Genomic DNA, 16,568 nt, shown 5'->3' on the forward strand with positions numbered 1-16,568 from the left:
GGGTCGGAGGACGACAGGTCAGAAGACCAGGTCGTCCACGGCCTCGTCGATCTGCTCGTCGGCCGGGTCGTCCACCGGTTCGTCGGCGGGAGCGGCCGCCCGGTCCCGCAGCGGGTGCCTGCGCCGACCAGCGGGCGTCGGCTCGTCGTGACCGGCGGCGGCCAGCTCGTCGAGGACGACGTCGAGGACGCGGACGGCGCCGGCCTTGTCGAGCGGGTCGTTGCCGTTGCCGCACTTGGGCGACTGGACGCACGAGGGGCAGCCGTTCTCGCACTCGCAGCTGGCCACGGTCGCCCGGGTCGCCTGCAGCCATCGGCGGAGGACGCCGAAGCCGCGCTCGGTGAAGCCGGCCCCGCCGGGATGGCCGTCGTAGACGAAGATCGTGGCCGTCCCGGTGTCGGGGTGCAGCGCGGTCGAGAGCCCGCCGAGGTCCCAGCGGTCGCAGGTGGCCAGCAGCGGCAGGATGCCGATCGCCGCGTGCTCGGCAGCGTGCAGCGAGCCCGGCAGCGCGACGTCGTCGACCTCGGCCCGCTCGACCGCCCGGTCGCTGAGCGTCCACCACACCGCGCGGGTGCGCAGCTGCCGGGCAGGCAGGTCCAGGGGGAACTCCGCGAGCACCTCGCCGCTCCCCAGCCGCCGCCGCTGGTAGGCGACCACCTGGTTCGTCACGTCGACGACGCCGGTGTACGCGGTGACCGTCCCCAGCCGGCGGGTCTGCTCGACCGACACCACGGACAGGTCGGTGACGTCGCGGGCCACCGTCGTCCACTCGGGGTTGTCGGCGTGCACCACCGCGCAGGCGTCGTCCACGTCGAACTCGTCCACGACGAAGGTGTCGCCCCGGTGCACGTACAGGGCACCCTCGTGGACGGTGGCGTGCGCGGCCCCGCCGTCGACGGTGCCGAGGAGCCGGCCGGTGCCCGCTTCGATGATCGACACCGGCTCGCCGCCGCTGCCCCGGATGTCCACGTCCGGCCGCCCGCGCCCGGCCCAGTACCAACCCGCCGGCCGGCGCCGCAGCTGGCCGGCGGCCACGAGCTCCTCGAGCTGGGCCTCCGCCACCGGGCCGCCGAAGTCGGGCAGGTCGTCGGCCGTGAGCGGGAGCTCGGCGGCGGCGCAGCACAGCTGCGGTCCGAGGACGTAGGGGTTGCCGGGATCGGTGACCGTCGCCTCGATGGGCCGGCCGAAGACCGCCCGCGGGTGGTGGGCGAGGTAGTGGTCGAGCGGGTCGTCGCGGGCGACGAAGACGACCAGCGACTCCTTCTGCGCCCGGCCCGCCCGGCCTGCCTGCTGCCACAGCGAGGCCAGCGTGCCGGGATAGCCGGCCAGCACCACCGCGTCGAGGCCGGCGATGTCGATGCCGAGCTCGAGCGCGTTCGTCGTCGCCACACCCAGGAGGTCCCCGCTCGAGAGCGACCGCTCCAGCTCGCGCCGCTCCTCGGGCAGGTAGCCGCCGCGATAGGAGTCCACCCGGCGGACCAGGTCGTCGCGGCCCCGGTCGTGCAGCAGCCGCCGGGCCTGCTCCGCGACGGACTCCGCGCTCCGCCGGGACCGGACGAACGCCAGCGTGCGGGCGCCCCGCTCCACCAGGTCGGCCAGGAGACCCGCGGCGTCCGCGGCTGCCGACCGGCGCAGGGGCGCGCCGTGCTCGCCCAGGCGCTCGGTGAGCGGCGGCTCCCACAGCGCGAACGTGGCTCCGGGGCGCGGCGAGCCGTCGGTGGTGATCGCCTCGACGGGCGCGCCGACCAGCCGGGTCGCGGCAGCGGCCGGATCGGCCACGGTGGCCGAGGCCAGCACGAACACCGGCTCGGCGCCGTAGCGGCGGCAGATGCGCCGCAGCCTGCGCAGCACGTGCCCGACGTGCGAGCCGAAGACGCCCCGGTAGGCGTGGCACTCGTCGATGACGACGTAGGCCACCCGCCGCAGCGTGCTCGACCACTTCTGGTGCGCGGGCAGGATCCCGCGGTGCAGCATGTCGGGGTTCGTGACGATCCACCGCGAGTGGCGGCGCACCCAGTCGCGCTCCTCGCCGGGGGTGTCCCCGTCGTAGGCGGCCGGTCGCACGGACGCGTCGGCGAGGGCCGCCACCGACGCCAGCTGGTCGCGCGCCAGCGCCTTCGTCGGTGCCAGGTAGAGCACGCAGGCGCGGGGGTCCTCGGCCAGGCGCGTCAGGGCGGGCAGCTGGTAGGCCAGCGACTTGCCCGACGCCGTCCCGGTGGCCACCACGACGTGCCTGCCCTCGCGGGCGAGCTGTGCCGCCTCCACCTGGTGCCGCCACGGGGCGTCGACCCCGCGCTCCTCCAGCCGGGACCGCAGGTCCTGGCCGACCCACCCGGGCCACGGCAGGGTGCTGCTCTCCCGCACCGGCACGTGGTGGACGTGGGTGACCGGCTGCTCGTCGTCCTCCGTCCCGGCGAGGACCGACGCGAGGAGGTCGGCGCCCGGGAGCACGGCCACGGTGTGGTCGACCCGCCGGACCGGGTGGAGCGTCGTCACCGGTCCACTGTCACACCTTCTGCCGACGAGCGTCGGCGACGAATGCCATCGCTGTGATGCGGCTTACACAACGTCCACGTTCTCTTCACTCCATGTGATCTCGCTTACACTCCGGCAGCGTTCGGCGCTCCGGGGTCCCCGGTGTGCCGGGCGGAACCTCCGCCGACCCGGGGAGCACCCACGCCTCCCGGCGGCTGCCGACCGCTTTGGAGGAACACATGCCCGACAGTTCGCTGTCCGGCGGGGACCTGGCGCTGGTCGCCATCGTCCTCGTCGTCTCCCTGGCCGCCCTCGGGTTCGCCGCCTACCTGGTTCGTGCCGTCCTGGCCGCGGACCAGGGCACGGTGAAGATGCGCGAGATCGCGGTGGCGGTGCAGGAAGGCGCGGCGGCCTATCTGAGGCGGCAGTTCCGCACGCTCGGCGTCTTCGCCGTCATCGTCTTCCTCCTCCTCCTGGTGCTCCCGGTGGCCGACGGCGGCTGGGAGACCCGCATCGGACGGGCGATCTTCTTCCTGGTCGGTGCCCTCTTCTCCGCGTCGGTCGGCTTCATCGGCATGACGCTGGCGACGCGCGGCAACGTCCGGGTCGCGGCCGCGGCCAACGCCGGGGGCTACCTGCCGTCCTTCCGCATCGCCTACCGCACCGGCGGTGTGGTCGGCATGATCACCGTCGGTCTGGGCCTGTTCGGCGCCGCACTGGCCCTGCTGCTGTTCGACCAGACCGCCCCGATCGTCCTCGAGGGCTTCGGCTTCGGCGGCGCCCTGCTCGCCATGTTCATGCGCGTCGGCGGCGGCATCTTCACCAAGGCCGCCGACGTGGGCGCCGACCTCGTGGGCAAGGTCGAGGCGGGCATCCCCGAGGACGACCCCCGCAACGCGGCGACCATCGCCGACAACGTGGGCGACAACGTCGGCGACTGCGCCGGCATGGCGGCCGACCTCTTCGAGTCCTATGCCGTCACCCTGGTCGCGGCCCTGATCCTGGGGCAGGTCTTCTTCGGCAACGTCGGCATGGTCTTCCCGCTGCTGGTCGCCGGCATCGGCATCATCGCCTCGGTCGTGGGCGTCCTGGCGACCCGGCCGGCCAAGACGGACTCGAGCGGGATGTCTCCGATCAACCGCGGGTTCTTCACCTCGGCCGCAGCCTCCCTCGTGCTCGTCGCCGCGGCGTCGTTCATCTACCTGCCGAGCATCTCCGACGGCGTCGACATGGCCGTCAGCCCGCAGGTCCTCGGCTTCGTCTCGGTGCTCATCGGCGTCGTCCTCGCCGCGACCATCCAGCAGCTCACCGGCTACTTCACCGAGACCAGCCGCAAGCCGGTCAAGGACATCGGGCGCAGCTCGCTCACCGGCCCGGCGACGGTGATCCTGTCCGGCATCTCGCTGGGCCTGGAGTCCGCGGTGTACGCCGCGGTCCTCATCGGCGGCGCCGTCTACGGGGCCTTCCTCATCGGTGGCGGTGCCGCGCTGTACGCGGTCGCGCTGGCCGGCTGCGGCCTGCTCACGACGGCCGGCGTCATCGTCGCGATGGACACCTTCGGACCGGTCAGCGACAACGCGCAGGGGATCGCCGAGATGTCCGGCGACATCGACGAGGAGGGCGCTCGCGTCCTGACCGACCTCGACGCCGTCGGAAACACCACCAAGGCCATCACCAAGGGGATCGCGATCGCGACGGCGGTGCTGGCCGCCACGGCGCTCTTCGGTTCCTACAACGCGCAGATCGCCGTCGCCCTCGACGAGGCCGGCGACACCCTCGGCGACGCCTTCAGCCTGGTGAACCCGAACAACGTCGTCGGCGCGGTCCTCGGTGCGGCCGTGGTGTTCTTCTTCTCCGGTCTGGCCATCAGCGCCGTGTCGCGTGCCGCCGGGCGCGTGGTCTTCGAGGTCCGGGAGCAGTTCCGCACCCGGCCCGGGATCATGGACTACAGCGAGCGGCCCGACTACAGCGCCGTCGTCGACATCTGCACGAAGGACTCGCTGCGCGAGCTCGCCACCCCCGGGCTGCTCGCCGTCCTCGCGCCGGTCGCCGTAGGCTTCGGGCTCGGCTTCGGCCCGCTCGCGGCCTACCTCGTGGGTGCGATCGCGGCGGGCACGCTGATGGCGGTCTTCCTCTCCAACTCCGGTGGCGCGTGGGACAACGCCAAGAAGATGGTCGAGGACGGCGCCTACGGCGGGAAGGGCAGCGAGGCGCACGCGGCGACCGTCATCGGGGACACCGTGGGCGACCCGTTCAAGGACACCGCCGGGCCGGCGATCAACCCGCTGATCAAGGTGATGAACCTGGTCGCGCTGATCATCGCCCCCGCCGTCGTGGGCCTGTCGGTCGGCGAGGACGCCAACACCACCCTCCGGGTGCTCATCGCGCTGGCGGCAGTCGTCGTCATCGTCGTGTCCGTGGTGATCTCCAAGCGCCGGTCGGTCGTCGTCGGTGGCGCGCCGTCCGCGACGTCCGACAGGGGCCTCACCGCCTCGGCTCCCTGATCACCGCCTGATCACAGCGCCCGAGCACACCGCACGGGTCCTCCGGCCGGCGACCGTCGGCCGGAGGACCCGTGCGCCGGGTGTGGAGGGCGCAGGTGGCTGTGGACGACGGCGCACGCGGCGGCTCTCCGGCTCCTACCGTCCGTGCCCTACCGCCCGGACCCACCAGGAGCCGCCATGTCCTCGCCCAGCCCCGCCGACGCCTTGCTCCTCAGACCGGACGCGGTGGTGGCCCTCGCCGACGAGCTGACCGTTCTCGCCGCGGAACTGTCCGACGACGCCGACAGCTGCCGCGGTGCGGCCGGTTCCGTCGCCCGGGCCCTCGACGGCGACGACGGGTGGACGGCCGGTGCGGCGGCGACCGCGTGGGCGGGCCTCGGGGAGGTCCTCGCCGAGCGGGCCGCGGCGCTGGCCCGGACGATGACCGGCGCGGTCCAGGCATCGCTCGACCACGACGCGGGGCTCGCCGGGGGCATGGGTGCGGAGCCGCGGGGTCCCCGGTGACGGCGCCCCTCGTGGAGGTGCCCGTCCGGGTGCGGGAGGCCGCGAGCTATGACCTGCCGCTGCTCCGCGGCGCGGTCGGCACGCTGACGGGGGTCGCCGAGCGCCTGCCCTCATGGCGGGCGCGTCTGGAGGGCGTGGCCCGTTCCGTGGACGCGGGGGACGCCTGGGCGGGCCCGGCGGCGGTCAGTGCAGCCGCCGCGCTCCGGGAGCTCTCCGCCGCCGGCTGGGCGGTGGAGGGTGCCCTCGCGGACTCGTCCGCCGCCTTCGAACGGCTGTCCACCGAGGCGGACCGGGCGCAGGACCTCGCCCGCGAGGCGCTGCTCCGGCTGGAGGCCGCGACGTCGTCGACGACGGAGGTCGCCCTGCCGCTCGCCACGCTCGAGGCCGCGCTCGACCGCGCGGCGGCCGTCGCCGCGGCTACGGAGGAGGCGGGGCAGACCCTGGCCGGCGTCGGGGTCCGCGACGCCTTCGCCCCCGCCGACTTCTCCGGGCTCACGCGGTGGGTGCCGGTGGCCGCGCCGGTCTGCGCGCCACCCGGTCCCGCGGGGCCGCCCGATGCCGTCGCGGCGTGGTGGGCGGCCCTCCCGCTGACGGCACAGCTGTCCGCGCTCCAGGCCGACCCGGCCGGGCTCGGGGGACGCGACGGGCTCCCGGCCTGGGCGCGGGACAGGGCCAACCGTCTCCTCCTGGACGAGGCCCTCGCGGATCCGGGGACCGATCCCTACACGGCATTCACCGCGGGTGTCGTGGCACGCCGCATCCAGGCGGAGGAAACGGCGGGACGGCACGTCCAGCTCCACCTCCTCGACCTGGCCGGTGACCGGGTGGCCCTCGGCCTCGGCGACCTCGACACCGCCGACGCGGTGGCGCTGGTGGTGCCGGGCATCCACAACACCCCCGGCGACGACCTGGGCGGGCTGGTCGGCAGTGCGCGGGCCGTCGCCGGAGCCGCGCAGGACGCGGCTCCGGCCATGACCCTCGCCACGATGGTGTGGCTCGGCTACGACAGCCCCAGTGGTGCCGGTCAGATCCTCGGTCGCCGGAACGCGATCGAAGGTGGCGCCGCCCTCGCCACGACCCTGTCCGGGCTCCTGGCGGGCAGGGCGGCCGTCGCCTCCCCGGACGCGCGCACGTCGGTGCTCGCGCACAGCTACGGCACCGTCGTCGTCGACGAGGCCGCCGACGTCCCGGGGCGGCTGGCTGCCGACGCCGTGGTCCTCCTGGGCAGCCCCGGCATGGAGGAGGACGCCGACAGCCTCGAGGTCCCGGAGGTGTACGACGCCGCCTCCCCGGACGATTTCGTGGTCGCCTCCCGGTGGTTCGGCCGGTCGACGGCGTCCGAGCGGTTCGACTCGGCCGGGCTGCCGGTCGACCCGGACACCGGACACTCCGACTACTACGACCCCGACCTGCCCACGCTGGCCGCGATCGGGCGGGTGGTGGCGGGGGTGCCGGACCCCCGCTGACCGGGACGCGAGCCCGCGGCACGGGTGACGGGGAACACGTGGGCGCCGGCGACGTTGACGAGGGTGACGGCACGCCCACGGTGGGTCGCCCCCGGCGCCTGGTCCGGTGCGTGGCTTACCGTGGCCCGCCGGAGGGGATTTCCGCGGCGACGCCCGCCGGAGCTCGGGGAGGCCGCCCGTTCGCACGGGCGACGCGCCCCGGCACCGGTCAGCCGTCCGCACCCGTCCTCGACACGAAGCACCACGGAAGCACCACCGCAGCACCACCGCAGCACCACCGACAGGAGCACCGTGCCCACGAAGACCAGCCAGACCGGGAGCGAGAGCGTCCCCGCGACCGACGGCGGGAAGAAGACGCCCGCCCGCCGGCGTGCGGCCGCGCCCGCAGGGAAGCCGCTGGTCATCGTGGAGTCGCCGACCAAGGCGAACAAGATCGCCGGGTACCTGGGCAGCGGTTACGTCGTCGAGGCGAGCGTCGGGCACATCCGCGACCTGCCGCGCAACGCCGCCGACGTCCCCGCCGAGCACAAGGGGGCCTCGTGGGCCCGGCTCGGCGTCGACGTCGACAACTCCTTCGAGCCGCTCTACGTCGTCAGCCCCGACCGCAAGCAGCAGGTCAGCCGGCTCAAGCAGCTGATGAAGGACGCCAGCGAGGTCTACCTCGCGACGGACGAGGACCGCGAGGGCGAGGCGATCGCCTGGCACCTGGTCGACACGCTCAAGCCCCGCGTCCCCGTGCACCGGATGGTCTTCCACGAGATCACCCCCGAGGCCATCGCGCGCGCCGTCGCCAACCCGCGCGAACTCGACACCGCGCTGGTCGACGCCCAGGAGACCCGCCGCATCCTCGACCGCCTCTACGGCTACGAGGTCTCCCCGGTGCTGTGGAAGAAGGTGCTGCCCAAGCTCTCGGCCGGCCGGGTGCAGTCCGTCGCCACCCGCATCGTCGTCGAGCGCGAGCGGGAGCGGATGGCCTTCCACGCCGCCGACTACTGGTCCCTGGAGGGCACCTTCGCCGTGCCGCGCGCCGCCACGGCGACCGACGAGGGCGAGCCCACCACCGTCCGGGCCAAGCTGGTCAGCGTCGACGGCAGCCGCGTCGCCACGGGCAAGGACTTCGACCCGGCGACGGGCCGGGTGAGCGGCGACGTCGTCCACCTCGACGAGGCCGGCGCCCGCGGGCTCGCCGCCCGCCTCGAGGGGCGCCAGGTGGGCGTCACCCGGGTCGACGAGAAGCCCTACCGGCGCCGTCCCTACGCGCCGTTCACCACCTCCACGCTCCAGATGGACGCCGGTCGCAAGCTCGGCTGGTCGTCGGCGCAGACGATGCGGGTCGCGCAGCGGCTGTACGAGAACGGCCACATCACCTACATGCGCACCGACTCGACGAACCTGTCGCAGGAGGCGATCAACGCCGCCCGCTCGCAGGCCCGCGAGCTCTACGGCGACGCCTACGTGCCCGCCGAGGCGCGCCGCTACAAGAGCAAGGCCAAGGGCGCGCAGGAGGCCCACGAGGCGATCCGCCCCGCCGGTGACAACTTCCGGACGCCCGGACAGCTCGCCCCGCAGCTGGCCCGTGACGAGTTCCGGCTCTACGAGCTGATCTGGCAGCGCACGGTCGCGTCCCAGATGGCCGACGCCGTCGGGCAGACCGTGAGCATCCGGCTGGCCGGGCGCAGCGCCACCGACGAGGCGGTCGAGTTCACCGCGAGCGGCCGCACCATCACCTTCCCGGGCTTCCTCAAGGCGTACGTGGAGTCCCGCGAGGAGACCACCACGACCGGCGACGACGACAGCGCCAGCGACGACGCCGAGCGCCGGCTGCCCCGCCTCGAGCGCGGTCAGCAGCTGGACACCCGCCAGCTCGACGCCAAGGGCCACACGACGAGCCCGCCGGCCCGCTACACCGAGCCGAGCCTGGTCGCCCGTCTCGAGGAGCTGGGCATCGGCCGCCCGTCCACCTTCGCCTCGATCATGCAGACGATCCAGGACCGCGGGTACGTGTGGAAGAAGGGCAACTCGCTGGTCCCCTCGTTCATCGCCTTCGCGGTGGTGAACCTGCTGGAGCAGCACTTCGCGCAGCTGGTCGACTACGACTTCACCGCCTCCCTGGAGGAGGAGCTCGACGAGATCGCGGGCGGCACGCTGCAGCGGGTCGACTGGCTCACCGAGTTCTACTTCGGCGGCGAGGGCCGGCACACCGGCGGCATCGCGGAGTCCGGGGGGCTCAAGCAGATCGTCGGCCAGCGCCTGGAGGAGATCGACGCCCGCGGGGTGAACTCGATCCCGCTCCAGGCCACCAGCCCCGAGGGCAAGCCGGTCATCGCCCGCGTCGGCCGCTACGGCCCCTACCTGCAGGCCGGCGGTGACGACGGCGCCCGCGTCAGCATCCCCGAGGACCTCGCGCCCGACGAGCTCACCACGGAGAAGGTGCGGGAGCTCCTGGAGGCGCCGTCCAGCGACCGCGAGCTCGGCACCGACCCCGTTTCCGGGCACCCCGTGGTCGTCAAGGCCGGCCGGTACGGCCCGTACGTGACCACCGTCGTGCCGGAAGGCAGCAAGGACGCCCCGCGGACGGCGAGCCTGTTCGCGTCGATGACGCCGGAGACGCTGACGCTGGAGCAGGCGCTGACGCTCCTGACGCTGCCGCGCACCGTGGGGGCGGCGCCCGACGGCGAGGAGATCCAGGCGCTCAACGGCCGCTACGGGCCCTACATCAAGAAGGGCACCGACTCCCGGTCGCTGGACAGCGAGGACAAGCTGTTCAGCATCACCCTCGAGGAGGCGCTGGCGATCTTCGCCCAGCCCAAGCAGCGCGGTCGCGCCGCCGCGAAGGCACCGCTGAAGGAGCTCGGCGCCGACCCGGTCACCGAGGGGCAGGTCACCGTCCGCGAGGGCCGGTTCGGCCCCTACGTCACCGACGGCGAGACCAACGCGAGCCTGCGCAAGGGCGACGACGTCGAGACCATCACCATCGAGCGCGCGGCGGAACTGCTGGCCGACCGCCGGGCCGCGGGCCCGTCGAAGAAGAAGAAGGCAGCCAAGAAGGCGCCGGCGAAGAAGACGGCCGCCAAGAAAGCGCCGGCCAAGAAGGCAGCAGCGAAGAAGGCCGCCGACCCGGTCACCGCGGGCTGACCCCGGTGGCCGGCCCGGGCGGGAGCCGACCGCCGTCGCGCGGGCGGTCGTTCGGGACGGTCGCCGCCGGCTACGCGACCCTGCGCCCGAGCTACCCGGACGACGCCGTCGCCCACCTCCTCGGCCGCGGCGGGCGGCAGCAGGTGCTCGACGTGGGCGCGGGGACCGGGCTGCTGACCGAGGTCGTCCTGGGCGGCGGGCACGACGTGGTGGCGGTCGACCCGTCGCCGGAGATGCTGGCCGAGTTGACCGCCCGGCTGCCCGGCGTGCGCACCGCCGCGGGGACCGCCGAGGCGCTCCCGCTCGGCGACGCCGCGGTCGACGCCGTCGTCGCCGGTCAGGCGGCCCACTGGTTCGACGTCGGACCGGCCGCCCGAGAGTTCCGTCGCGTGCTGCGCCCCGGCGGGGCCCTCGGGCTGGTCTGGAACACCCGCGACGAACGCGTCCCGTGGGTCGCCGCGCTCGGGAGGGCCCTCGCCGACGAGGCCCGGGGGCACGACGCCGACCAGGGGGTGGTGGACGGTTTCGCGGCCGAGCTCGGTGCCGACGTGGCCGTTGCCGAGTCCGGCACCGTGCAGCGCCTGACCCCCGACGAGGTGGTGAGCGGCATCGCCACGCGCAGCTACGTGGCCGTCATGGACGAGGCGGGCCGGGCGTCGTTCCTCGGCGGCCTGCGCGACCTGCTGGCCACCCACCCCGACACGCGGGGTCGCGCGGTCCTCGACCTGCCCTACGTGACCCGCGCGTTCCGGCTCAGTCCTCGCTGATCGGTTCCAGCAGCTCCAGGCGGTTGCCGACCGGATCGGCGACGTACAGCCGCCGGTGCCCGGGGAAGTGTGGATCCCACTCGACGGGGTGGCCGGCGCTCTCCGGATCAGGCAGGGCGGTTGCCGACGGCGAACACGCGGCGGAACGGCAGCAGGGTCGAGCCGTCGGGACGCGGGGGATAGGCCGCGCGCAGGGCGGCGGCGTACTCGGCCGTGAAGCGCGCGCCGTCGTCCTCGGGGAGCAGGGCCAGGACCGGCCGGAGGACGGTGCTGCGCACCCACGCCAGCACGGGGTCCGGTCCGGTCAGCACGTGCACGTAGGTGGTCTCCCACACGTCGGCCGCCAACCCCGCGGCCGTCAGCACGTCGAAGTACCCCGACGGGTCCAGCACCGTGTCCGGCCGTGGTGCCGCGGCGGCGACCCGGTCGGCCCACCGGGGGGACCGGCAGAGCTCGGCCAGCAGCGCGTGGGTGGGGGCACGGAAGTTGCCGGGCACCTGCACCGCCAGCCAGCCGCCGGGCGCGAGCCGGCCGGCCCATCGGGTGAGCAGGCGGTCGTGCCCCGGCACCCAGTGCAGGACGGCGTTGCTGACGAGGACGTCCACCGGGCCCGGAGGCTCCCACTCGCGGACGTCGCCGAGGGCGAACTCGACGCGTTCCGCGCTCGCGGACGCGGACGCTGCGGCGAGCATCTCGGGGGAGGAGTCCACCCCGGTCACCCGGGCCCCCGGCCAGCGCCGGGCCAGGCCCGCCGTCAGGCTGCCCTCACCGCACCCGAGGTCCACGACGGTCGTGGGGGCGTCGGTGGCGATCCGGGCCACCAGCTCGGCGAAGGGCCGGGCCCGTTCCCCGGCGAAGCGCAGGTAGCCGACCGGGTCCCAGGTGCCCTCGCGCATCGCGTCTCCGGTCGTCCGCCTCGTGTCCGTTCCCCGTTCCGACCGTAGTCACCTCGTGGACGCCTCGCGTCGCGTCGGGCCCGGATCCGTTCCCTCCTCCGGGCGGAAACCTGCCGATTCCGTCCCTCCGCCCCGGTAACGTGAGCCTCCCCAGGGAAAGCTCGCCGCCCCTCCTCCGACCCCGGGAGCCCCCATTCCGTCCGACCCGACGTCCCCGGTACCGCCGCCCGACGAGGCGACACCGGCCGAGCGGACGACCCCCGCGGCCGACGGCCTGCCCTCCGCGGGCACGCCGGTGCCGCCGGATGCCGCCGCGCCGCTGACGGAGCTGGATCCGGGCGCGCCGGCGGGCAGCGACCGGGAGCCGGCGGACCAGGGGCACGCGGACGAGGGCGCGCACCCCGACGTGCTCGGCTCCGTGGGCCTGGTGGCCAAGCTCCGGGCGGTGCTGCGGGTGCGGGACTTCCGCAAGCTGTGGCTGTCGATGTCCCTGTCGAGCTTCGGCGACTGGCTCGGCCTGCTGGCGATCACGGCGATGGCCACGACGCTGGTCGACGGGTTCGCCGCCAGCAACTTCGCGCTGGGCGGCGTGCTGCTGTTCCGCCTGCTGCCCGCGATCGTCCTCGGCCCGCTGGCCGGCGCCTTCGCCGACCGGTTCGACCGGCGCAAGACGATGGTGATCACCGACGTCATCCGGTTCGGGCTGTTCGCGTCCATCCCGATCGTCGACAACCTCGTCTGGCTGTTCATCGCCCAGTTCCTCATCGAGGCCTTCAGCCTGTTCTGGATCCCGGCGAAGGACGCCGCCGTCCCGAACATGCTCCGCAAGGACCAGCTGGAGCCGGCCAACCAGCTGTCCCTGGTCACCACCTACGGGCTGACCCCGGTGCTCGCGGCCATCGTCTTCGCCGTCCTCGCCACGATCGGCGGCCAGGCGCAGAAGGTGTGGCCGTCGGTCGACGAGGTCGACCTGGCGCTGTACCTCAACGCTCTGACCTTCCTGGTCGCCGCGTTCGTCATCTGGAACCTGCCGTCGATCAGCGGGCGCCGCTCGGGCGGCGCGGTGACCACGCAGGAGAGCTTCCTCCGCTCGCTCGTCCACGGGTTCTCGTTCGCCGGGCACACGCCCCTGGTGCGGGGCCTCGTGGTCGGCATCACCGGTGCGATGGCGGCGGCGGGCGTGATCATCGCGACCGGGCAGGCCTTCGCGAACGCGCTCGGCGGCGGTCAGGCGGCCTACGGGCTGCTGTTCGGCGCCGTCTTCATCGGTCTCGGCCTCGGCATCGCGCTGGGCCCGAGCATCGCCCGTGACCTGGCCCGCGAGCGCATCTTCGGGCTCGCGGTGGCCGTGGCGGGCGTGATGGTGCTGCTGATGGCCTGGACGTTCACCCTGTGGATCGCCCTGCTGCTGGTGGTCCTCATGGGCTTCTTCGCGGGCATCGCCTACCTCGCCGGCTTCACCCTGCTCGGCACGGAGGTGGAGGACGAGATCCGGGGCCGCACGTTCGCCATCGTGCAGTCGCTGGTCCGGGCGGCCCTGATCCTGTCCCTCGCGGTCGTGCCCTTCGGCGTCGGGCTCATCGGCCGGCACTCGCTCGACCTCGGCCTGCTGACCGTCCCGGTGACGGGGGAGCGGATCATGCTCTTCGTGGCCGGCCTGCTCGCGCTGGGCGTCGGCATCATCGCCTACCGGCAGATGGACGACGGCCGTCCGGTACCCCTGCTCGCCGACGTCGTCACCGCGCTGCGCCGGGACACCACCGCCCGGCGTCGTCTCGCCGGCGGTGGCGTCCTCATCGCCTTCGAGGGCGGGGAGGGCGCGGGGAAGTCCACCCAGGTCCGCAAGCTGCAGGAGTGGCTGACCAACGAGGGCCTGGTCGCGCGGGCCACCTTCGAGCCCGGGGCGACGCCGTCCGGGGCGGGCATCCGGGCGATCGTCCTGGACAAGGCGCACGCCGGGATCTCCTCCCGCTCCGAGGCGCTGCTCTACGCCGCCGACCGCGCCCAGCACGTGCACGACGTGCTGCGCCCCGCCCTCGACGCGGGCGAGGTCGTGATCACCGACCGGTTCGTCGACAGCTCGCTGGCCTACCAGGGCGCCGGCCGGACGATCCCGCTGGACGACGTCCGCATGCTGTCGCGCTGGGCGACGGAGGGCGTCCAGCCCGACCTCACGATCCTGCTCGACCTGCCGCCGGAGGTCGGGCTGGCCCGCGCCCGCGGCCGCGCCGCCGCCGACCGGCTGGAGTCCGAGTCGCTGGACTTCCACCAGCGCGTCCGGCGCACGTTCCGGGCACTCGCGGAGGCGGAGCCCGACCGCTACCTGGTCCTCGACGCCCGCGAGTCACCCGACCAGATCGCGGCGGCCATCCGGGTCCGCATCGCCGAACTGCTGTCCGGCCTGCCGCTCCAGCAGCTGACCCCTGCCGTGCCCGCGCAGTCGAACGGCACCCGGGTCCAGGACGGGGAGCTGGCCGCGTCCGGCCCGCACCGGCCGCACGTCCAGACCGGCACGACCCCCCAGCTGCACCCGTGACCGAGGGCGTCTGGTCGCAGGTCATCGGCCAGGAGGCGGTCGTCGCGGAGCTGCGCGCGGCGGTGGCCGACCCCGCCGCCATGACCCATGCCTGGCTGTTCACGGGTCCGCCCGGCTCGGGGCGGTCGGTGGCCGCCCGGGCGTTCGCAGCCGCGCTGCAGTGCCCGGACGGCGGCGACGGCACCTGCCATGCGTGCCGGACGGTCCTGGCCGGGACGCACGCCGACGTGCAGACCGTCGTCCCGGAGGGGCTGTCGATCGGCGTGGCCGAGGTCCGCCAGATCGTGCGGATCGCGGGGCGCGCCCCCTCGCAGGGCCGGTGGCAGGTCGTCCTGGTCGAGGACGCCGACCGGATGACGGAGCAGGCGTCCAACACCGTCCTCAAGATGCTGGAGGAGCCGCCGTCGCGGACGGTGTTCCTGCTGTGCGCCCCGAGCCTGCACCCCGACGACGTGCCGGTGACGATCCGCTCCCGGTGCCGCGTGGTCGGCCTCCGGACGCCTCCGGTCGAGGCCGTCGCCGAGGAGCTCGTCCGCCGGGACGGCGTGGACCCGGCCCTGGCCGCGTGGTCGGCCGCTGCGGCAGCCGGTCACGTCGGCCGGGCCCGCCGGCTCGCGCGCGACGAGTCGGCCCGGATGGCGCGCAAGGCCGTCCTCGACGTCCCGCTCAAGCTGGTGTCGCTGGCCGCCTGCCTCGACGCCGCCGACGATCTCGTCGGTGCCGCGCAGGAGGAGGCCGACGAGGCCTCGGCCGCGCTCGACGGTGCCGAGACCGAGGCGGTCAAGGCCAGCCTGGGGGTGGGCGCCCGCGGGCCGGGGGTGGCGGCCGCCAGCCGGGGTGCCGGGCAGCTCAAGGAGCTGGAGAAGCGGCAGAAGTCGCGGGCCACCCGCCTGGGCCGCGACTCCCTGGACCGGGCACTCGTCGACCTCGCCGGGCTGTACCGCGACGCCCTCGTCCTCGACGCCCTGTCCGCGGCCCCGCCCGAGCCTGATCCGCCTCAGCTGCTGCACCCCGACCGTCGCGCCGACGCCGCAGAACTGGGTCGCCGGATCGGGGCCGAGGGTGCGCTCCGCCGCATCGACGCCGTCCTGGCCTGCCGGCTCGCGCTGGAGCAGAACGTGAAACCGCGGATCGCCCTGGAGGCGCTCACCGTCGCCCTGCGACTGCCCGCCTGAGGGCGGGCGACCCTGCGCAGGAGCGAGGCGGCGGTGTCGTAGGCTGTCCGGGCAGTCCGCCGCCTTAGCTCAGTCGGTAGAGCATCTCACTCGTAATGAGAAGGTCGTCGGTTCGATTCCGACAGGCGGCTCCGCTCCACAGCAGAGCCACCATCAGCGGGTTCGTCCAGCCGGACGGGCCCGCTGACCCGTTTCCCGAGCAGGCACCCCTCCGCTGCCTGCCCGTCGCGGTCCCGTCGTCACCGGTTGTTACGGTCCGTCGGTGCGCATCCGACTCGCCCTCGCCCTGGCCCTCGCCGCCCCCCTGCTCGGCGCCTGCGGCGCCTCGGAGGACGAGCAGCGGAAGGCCGCCTTCTGCGACGACGTCCCCACGCTGATGCAGGAGGTCACCGCCGACCTGAACGAGGTCCCGTCGGACCCGATGTCGGCGAACGAGGCGCTCGACGACGCCGTCGCCCAGCTGGAAGAGGTCGAGCCGCCCGAGGACGTCGCCGACGAGTGGAGCCGCCTCGAGACGGCGTGGAGCGACATGCGCGACCTCATCGGCCGGGCCGACCTGAGCGACCCGGCGGCCAACGCCGAGCTCGCACCGGAGCTGCAGCGGCTCCAGCCCGAGCTGGTCGAGGCCGGCACCGCCATCGACGACTGGGGCAAGGAGAACTGCTGAGGCCGGTCAGCCGGACCGTTCGGCGTCGCTGCGCTCGACGCAGAACTCGTTGCCCTCGGGGTCGCGCAGGGGTGACCCAGCCGGGCCCCTCGGGCGTGCGGTGGTCCTCGTGCAGCACGGCGCCGAGGGCGAGCAGCCGCTCGACCTCGGCGTCGCGGGTCCGGTCGGTGGGTGCCCAGTCGAGGTGCACCCGGTTCTTGACCGTCCTCGGCTCGGGCACCCGGATGAAGAGCAGCCCGGGGAGGGGTGGCGGCGCCTCGACCAGCACCTCGTCGTCGCCCGGCTGGTCCTCCGCGGAAACCGGCCACCCGGTGACGGCGCTCCAGAACCTCCCCAGCTCGTAGGGATCGGCGCAGTCGACGGTCACGTGGCGCGGCATCATCGGCGGGACGCTAGCGCCGGTGCCTCCGTGCGGCACGTGGGTTCCGACCGGAACGGCAGAC

General features: G+C 74.3%; 10 protein-coding genes, 1 tRNA gene and 1 pseudogene. 9 read left to right on the top strand and 3 right to left on the bottom strand.

The window, feature by feature from the left end; genetic code table 11:
* Window positions 1-18: 18 nt before the first annotated feature.
* Window positions 19-2,496, bottom strand: a complete 2,478-nt coding sequence (locus tag CRP30_RS13320) for a DEAD/DEAH box helicase (RefSeq protein WP_235003381.1) — start codon at window positions 2,494-2,496, stop codon at window positions 19-21.
* A 218-nt stretch (window positions 2,497-2,714) separates the two neighbouring features.
* Here CRP30_RS13320 and CRP30_RS13325 point away from each other — a divergent pair, with 218 nt between their 5' ends.
* The 5 genes from CRP30_RS13325 (at window position 2,715) to CRP30_RS13345 (ending at window position 10,851) form a co-directional block, all read left to right on the top strand.
* On the top strand, window positions 2,715-4,979 hold the full coding sequence (locus CRP30_RS13325) for a sodium-translocating pyrophosphatase (protein WP_097184445.1): 2,265 nt from the start codon (window positions 2,715-2,717) through the stop codon (window positions 4,977-4,979).
* Window positions 4,980-5,156: 177 nt separating this feature from the next.
* Complete coding sequence (locus CRP30_RS13330) at window positions 5,157-5,483, top strand: hypothetical protein (RefSeq protein WP_097184446.1); 327 nt, start codon at window positions 5,157-5,159, stop codon at window positions 5,481-5,483.
* Window positions 5,480-6,949 carry an alpha/beta hydrolase gene (locus tag CRP30_RS23285; protein WP_097184447.1) on the top strand — a complete coding sequence of 490 codons (1,470 nt, stop codon included), beginning with the start codon at window positions 5,480-5,482 and terminating at the stop codon, window positions 6,947-6,949. The genes CRP30_RS13330 and CRP30_RS23285 overlap by 4 nt, the downstream gene beginning before the upstream one ends.
* Before the next feature lie 291 nt (window positions 6,950-7,240).
* The gene (topA, locus tag CRP30_RS13340) at window positions 7,241-10,084 is read left to right on the top strand and encodes a type I DNA topoisomerase (RefSeq protein ID WP_097184448.1); all 2,844 of its coding nucleotides are present in this window, start codon (window positions 7,241-7,243) and stop codon (window positions 10,082-10,084) included.
* A 5-nt stretch (window positions 10,085-10,089) separates the two neighbouring features.
* Window positions 10,090-10,851 carry a class I SAM-dependent methyltransferase gene (locus CRP30_RS13345; protein WP_097184449.1) on the top strand — a complete coding sequence of 254 codons (762 nt, stop codon included), beginning with the start codon at window positions 10,090-10,092 and terminating at the stop codon, window positions 10,849-10,851.
* 107 nt (window positions 10,852-10,958) lie between these two features.
* Here the strand turns inward: CRP30_RS13345 and CRP30_RS13355 are convergent, their stop codons facing one another.
* Window positions 10,959-11,747 carry a trans-aconitate 2-methyltransferase gene (locus tag CRP30_RS13355; protein ID WP_097184450.1) on the bottom strand — a complete coding sequence of 263 codons (789 nt, stop codon included), beginning with the start codon at window positions 11,745-11,747 and terminating at the stop codon, window positions 10,959-10,961.
* 295 nt (window positions 11,748-12,042) lie between these two features.
* Between CRP30_RS13355 and tmk the strand changes: the two genes are divergently transcribed.
* The 4 genes from tmk to CRP30_RS13375 all read left to right on the top strand — a co-directional run bounded on the left by tmk (window position 12,043) and on the right by CRP30_RS13375 (window position 16,125).
* On the top strand, window positions 12,043-14,283 hold the full coding sequence (tmk, locus tag CRP30_RS13360; protein ID WP_235003382.1) for a dTMP kinase: 2,241 nt from the start codon (window positions 12,043-12,045) through the stop codon (window positions 14,281-14,283).
* A complete protein-coding gene (locus CRP30_RS13365; RefSeq protein ID WP_097184452.1) occupies window positions 14,280-15,458 on the top strand; it encodes a DNA polymerase III subunit delta' in 1,179 nt (392 codons plus the stop codon). Before tmk ends, CRP30_RS13365 begins: the two co-directional genes overlap by 4 nt.
* Window positions 15,459-15,516: 58 nt before the next feature.
* Window positions 15,517-15,589, top strand: a tRNA-Thr gene (locus CRP30_RS13370).
* A gap of 131 nt (window positions 15,590-15,720) precedes the next feature.
* The gene (locus CRP30_RS13375) at window positions 15,721-16,125 is read left to right on the top strand and encodes a hypothetical protein (protein WP_097184453.1); all 405 of its coding nucleotides are present in this window, start codon (window positions 15,721-15,723) and stop codon (window positions 16,123-16,125) included.
* A 109-nt stretch (window positions 16,126-16,234) separates the two neighbouring features.
* On the opposite strand, the pseudogene CRP30_RS13380 reads toward CRP30_RS13375, so the two are convergent.
* A pseudogene (locus tag CRP30_RS13380) lies at window positions 16,235-16,507 on the bottom strand (VOC family protein); the annotation flags it as partial.
* Between the last annotated feature and the right edge of the window lie 61 nt (window positions 16,508-16,568).

Source organism: Blastococcus haudaquaticus (assembly GCF_900230285.1).
GTDB classification, from domain to species: Bacteria; Actinomycetota; Actinomycetes; order Mycobacteriales; family Geodermatophilaceae; genus Blastococcus_B; species Blastococcus_B haudaquaticus.

Coding starts and splice junctions, on each gene's coding strand:
- CRP30_RS13355 (WP_097184450.1), bottom strand. CDS start 11,747: ATGCGCGAGGGCACCTGGGACCCGGTCGGCTACCTGCGCTTCGCCGGG.
- CRP30_RS13330 (WP_097184446.1), top strand. CDS start 5,157: ATGTCCTCGCCCAGCCCCGCCGACGCCTTGCTCCTCAGACCGGACGCG.
- CRP30_RS13325 (WP_097184445.1), top strand. CDS start 2,715: ATGCCCGACAGTTCGCTGTCCGGCGGGGACCTGGCGCTGGTCGCCATC.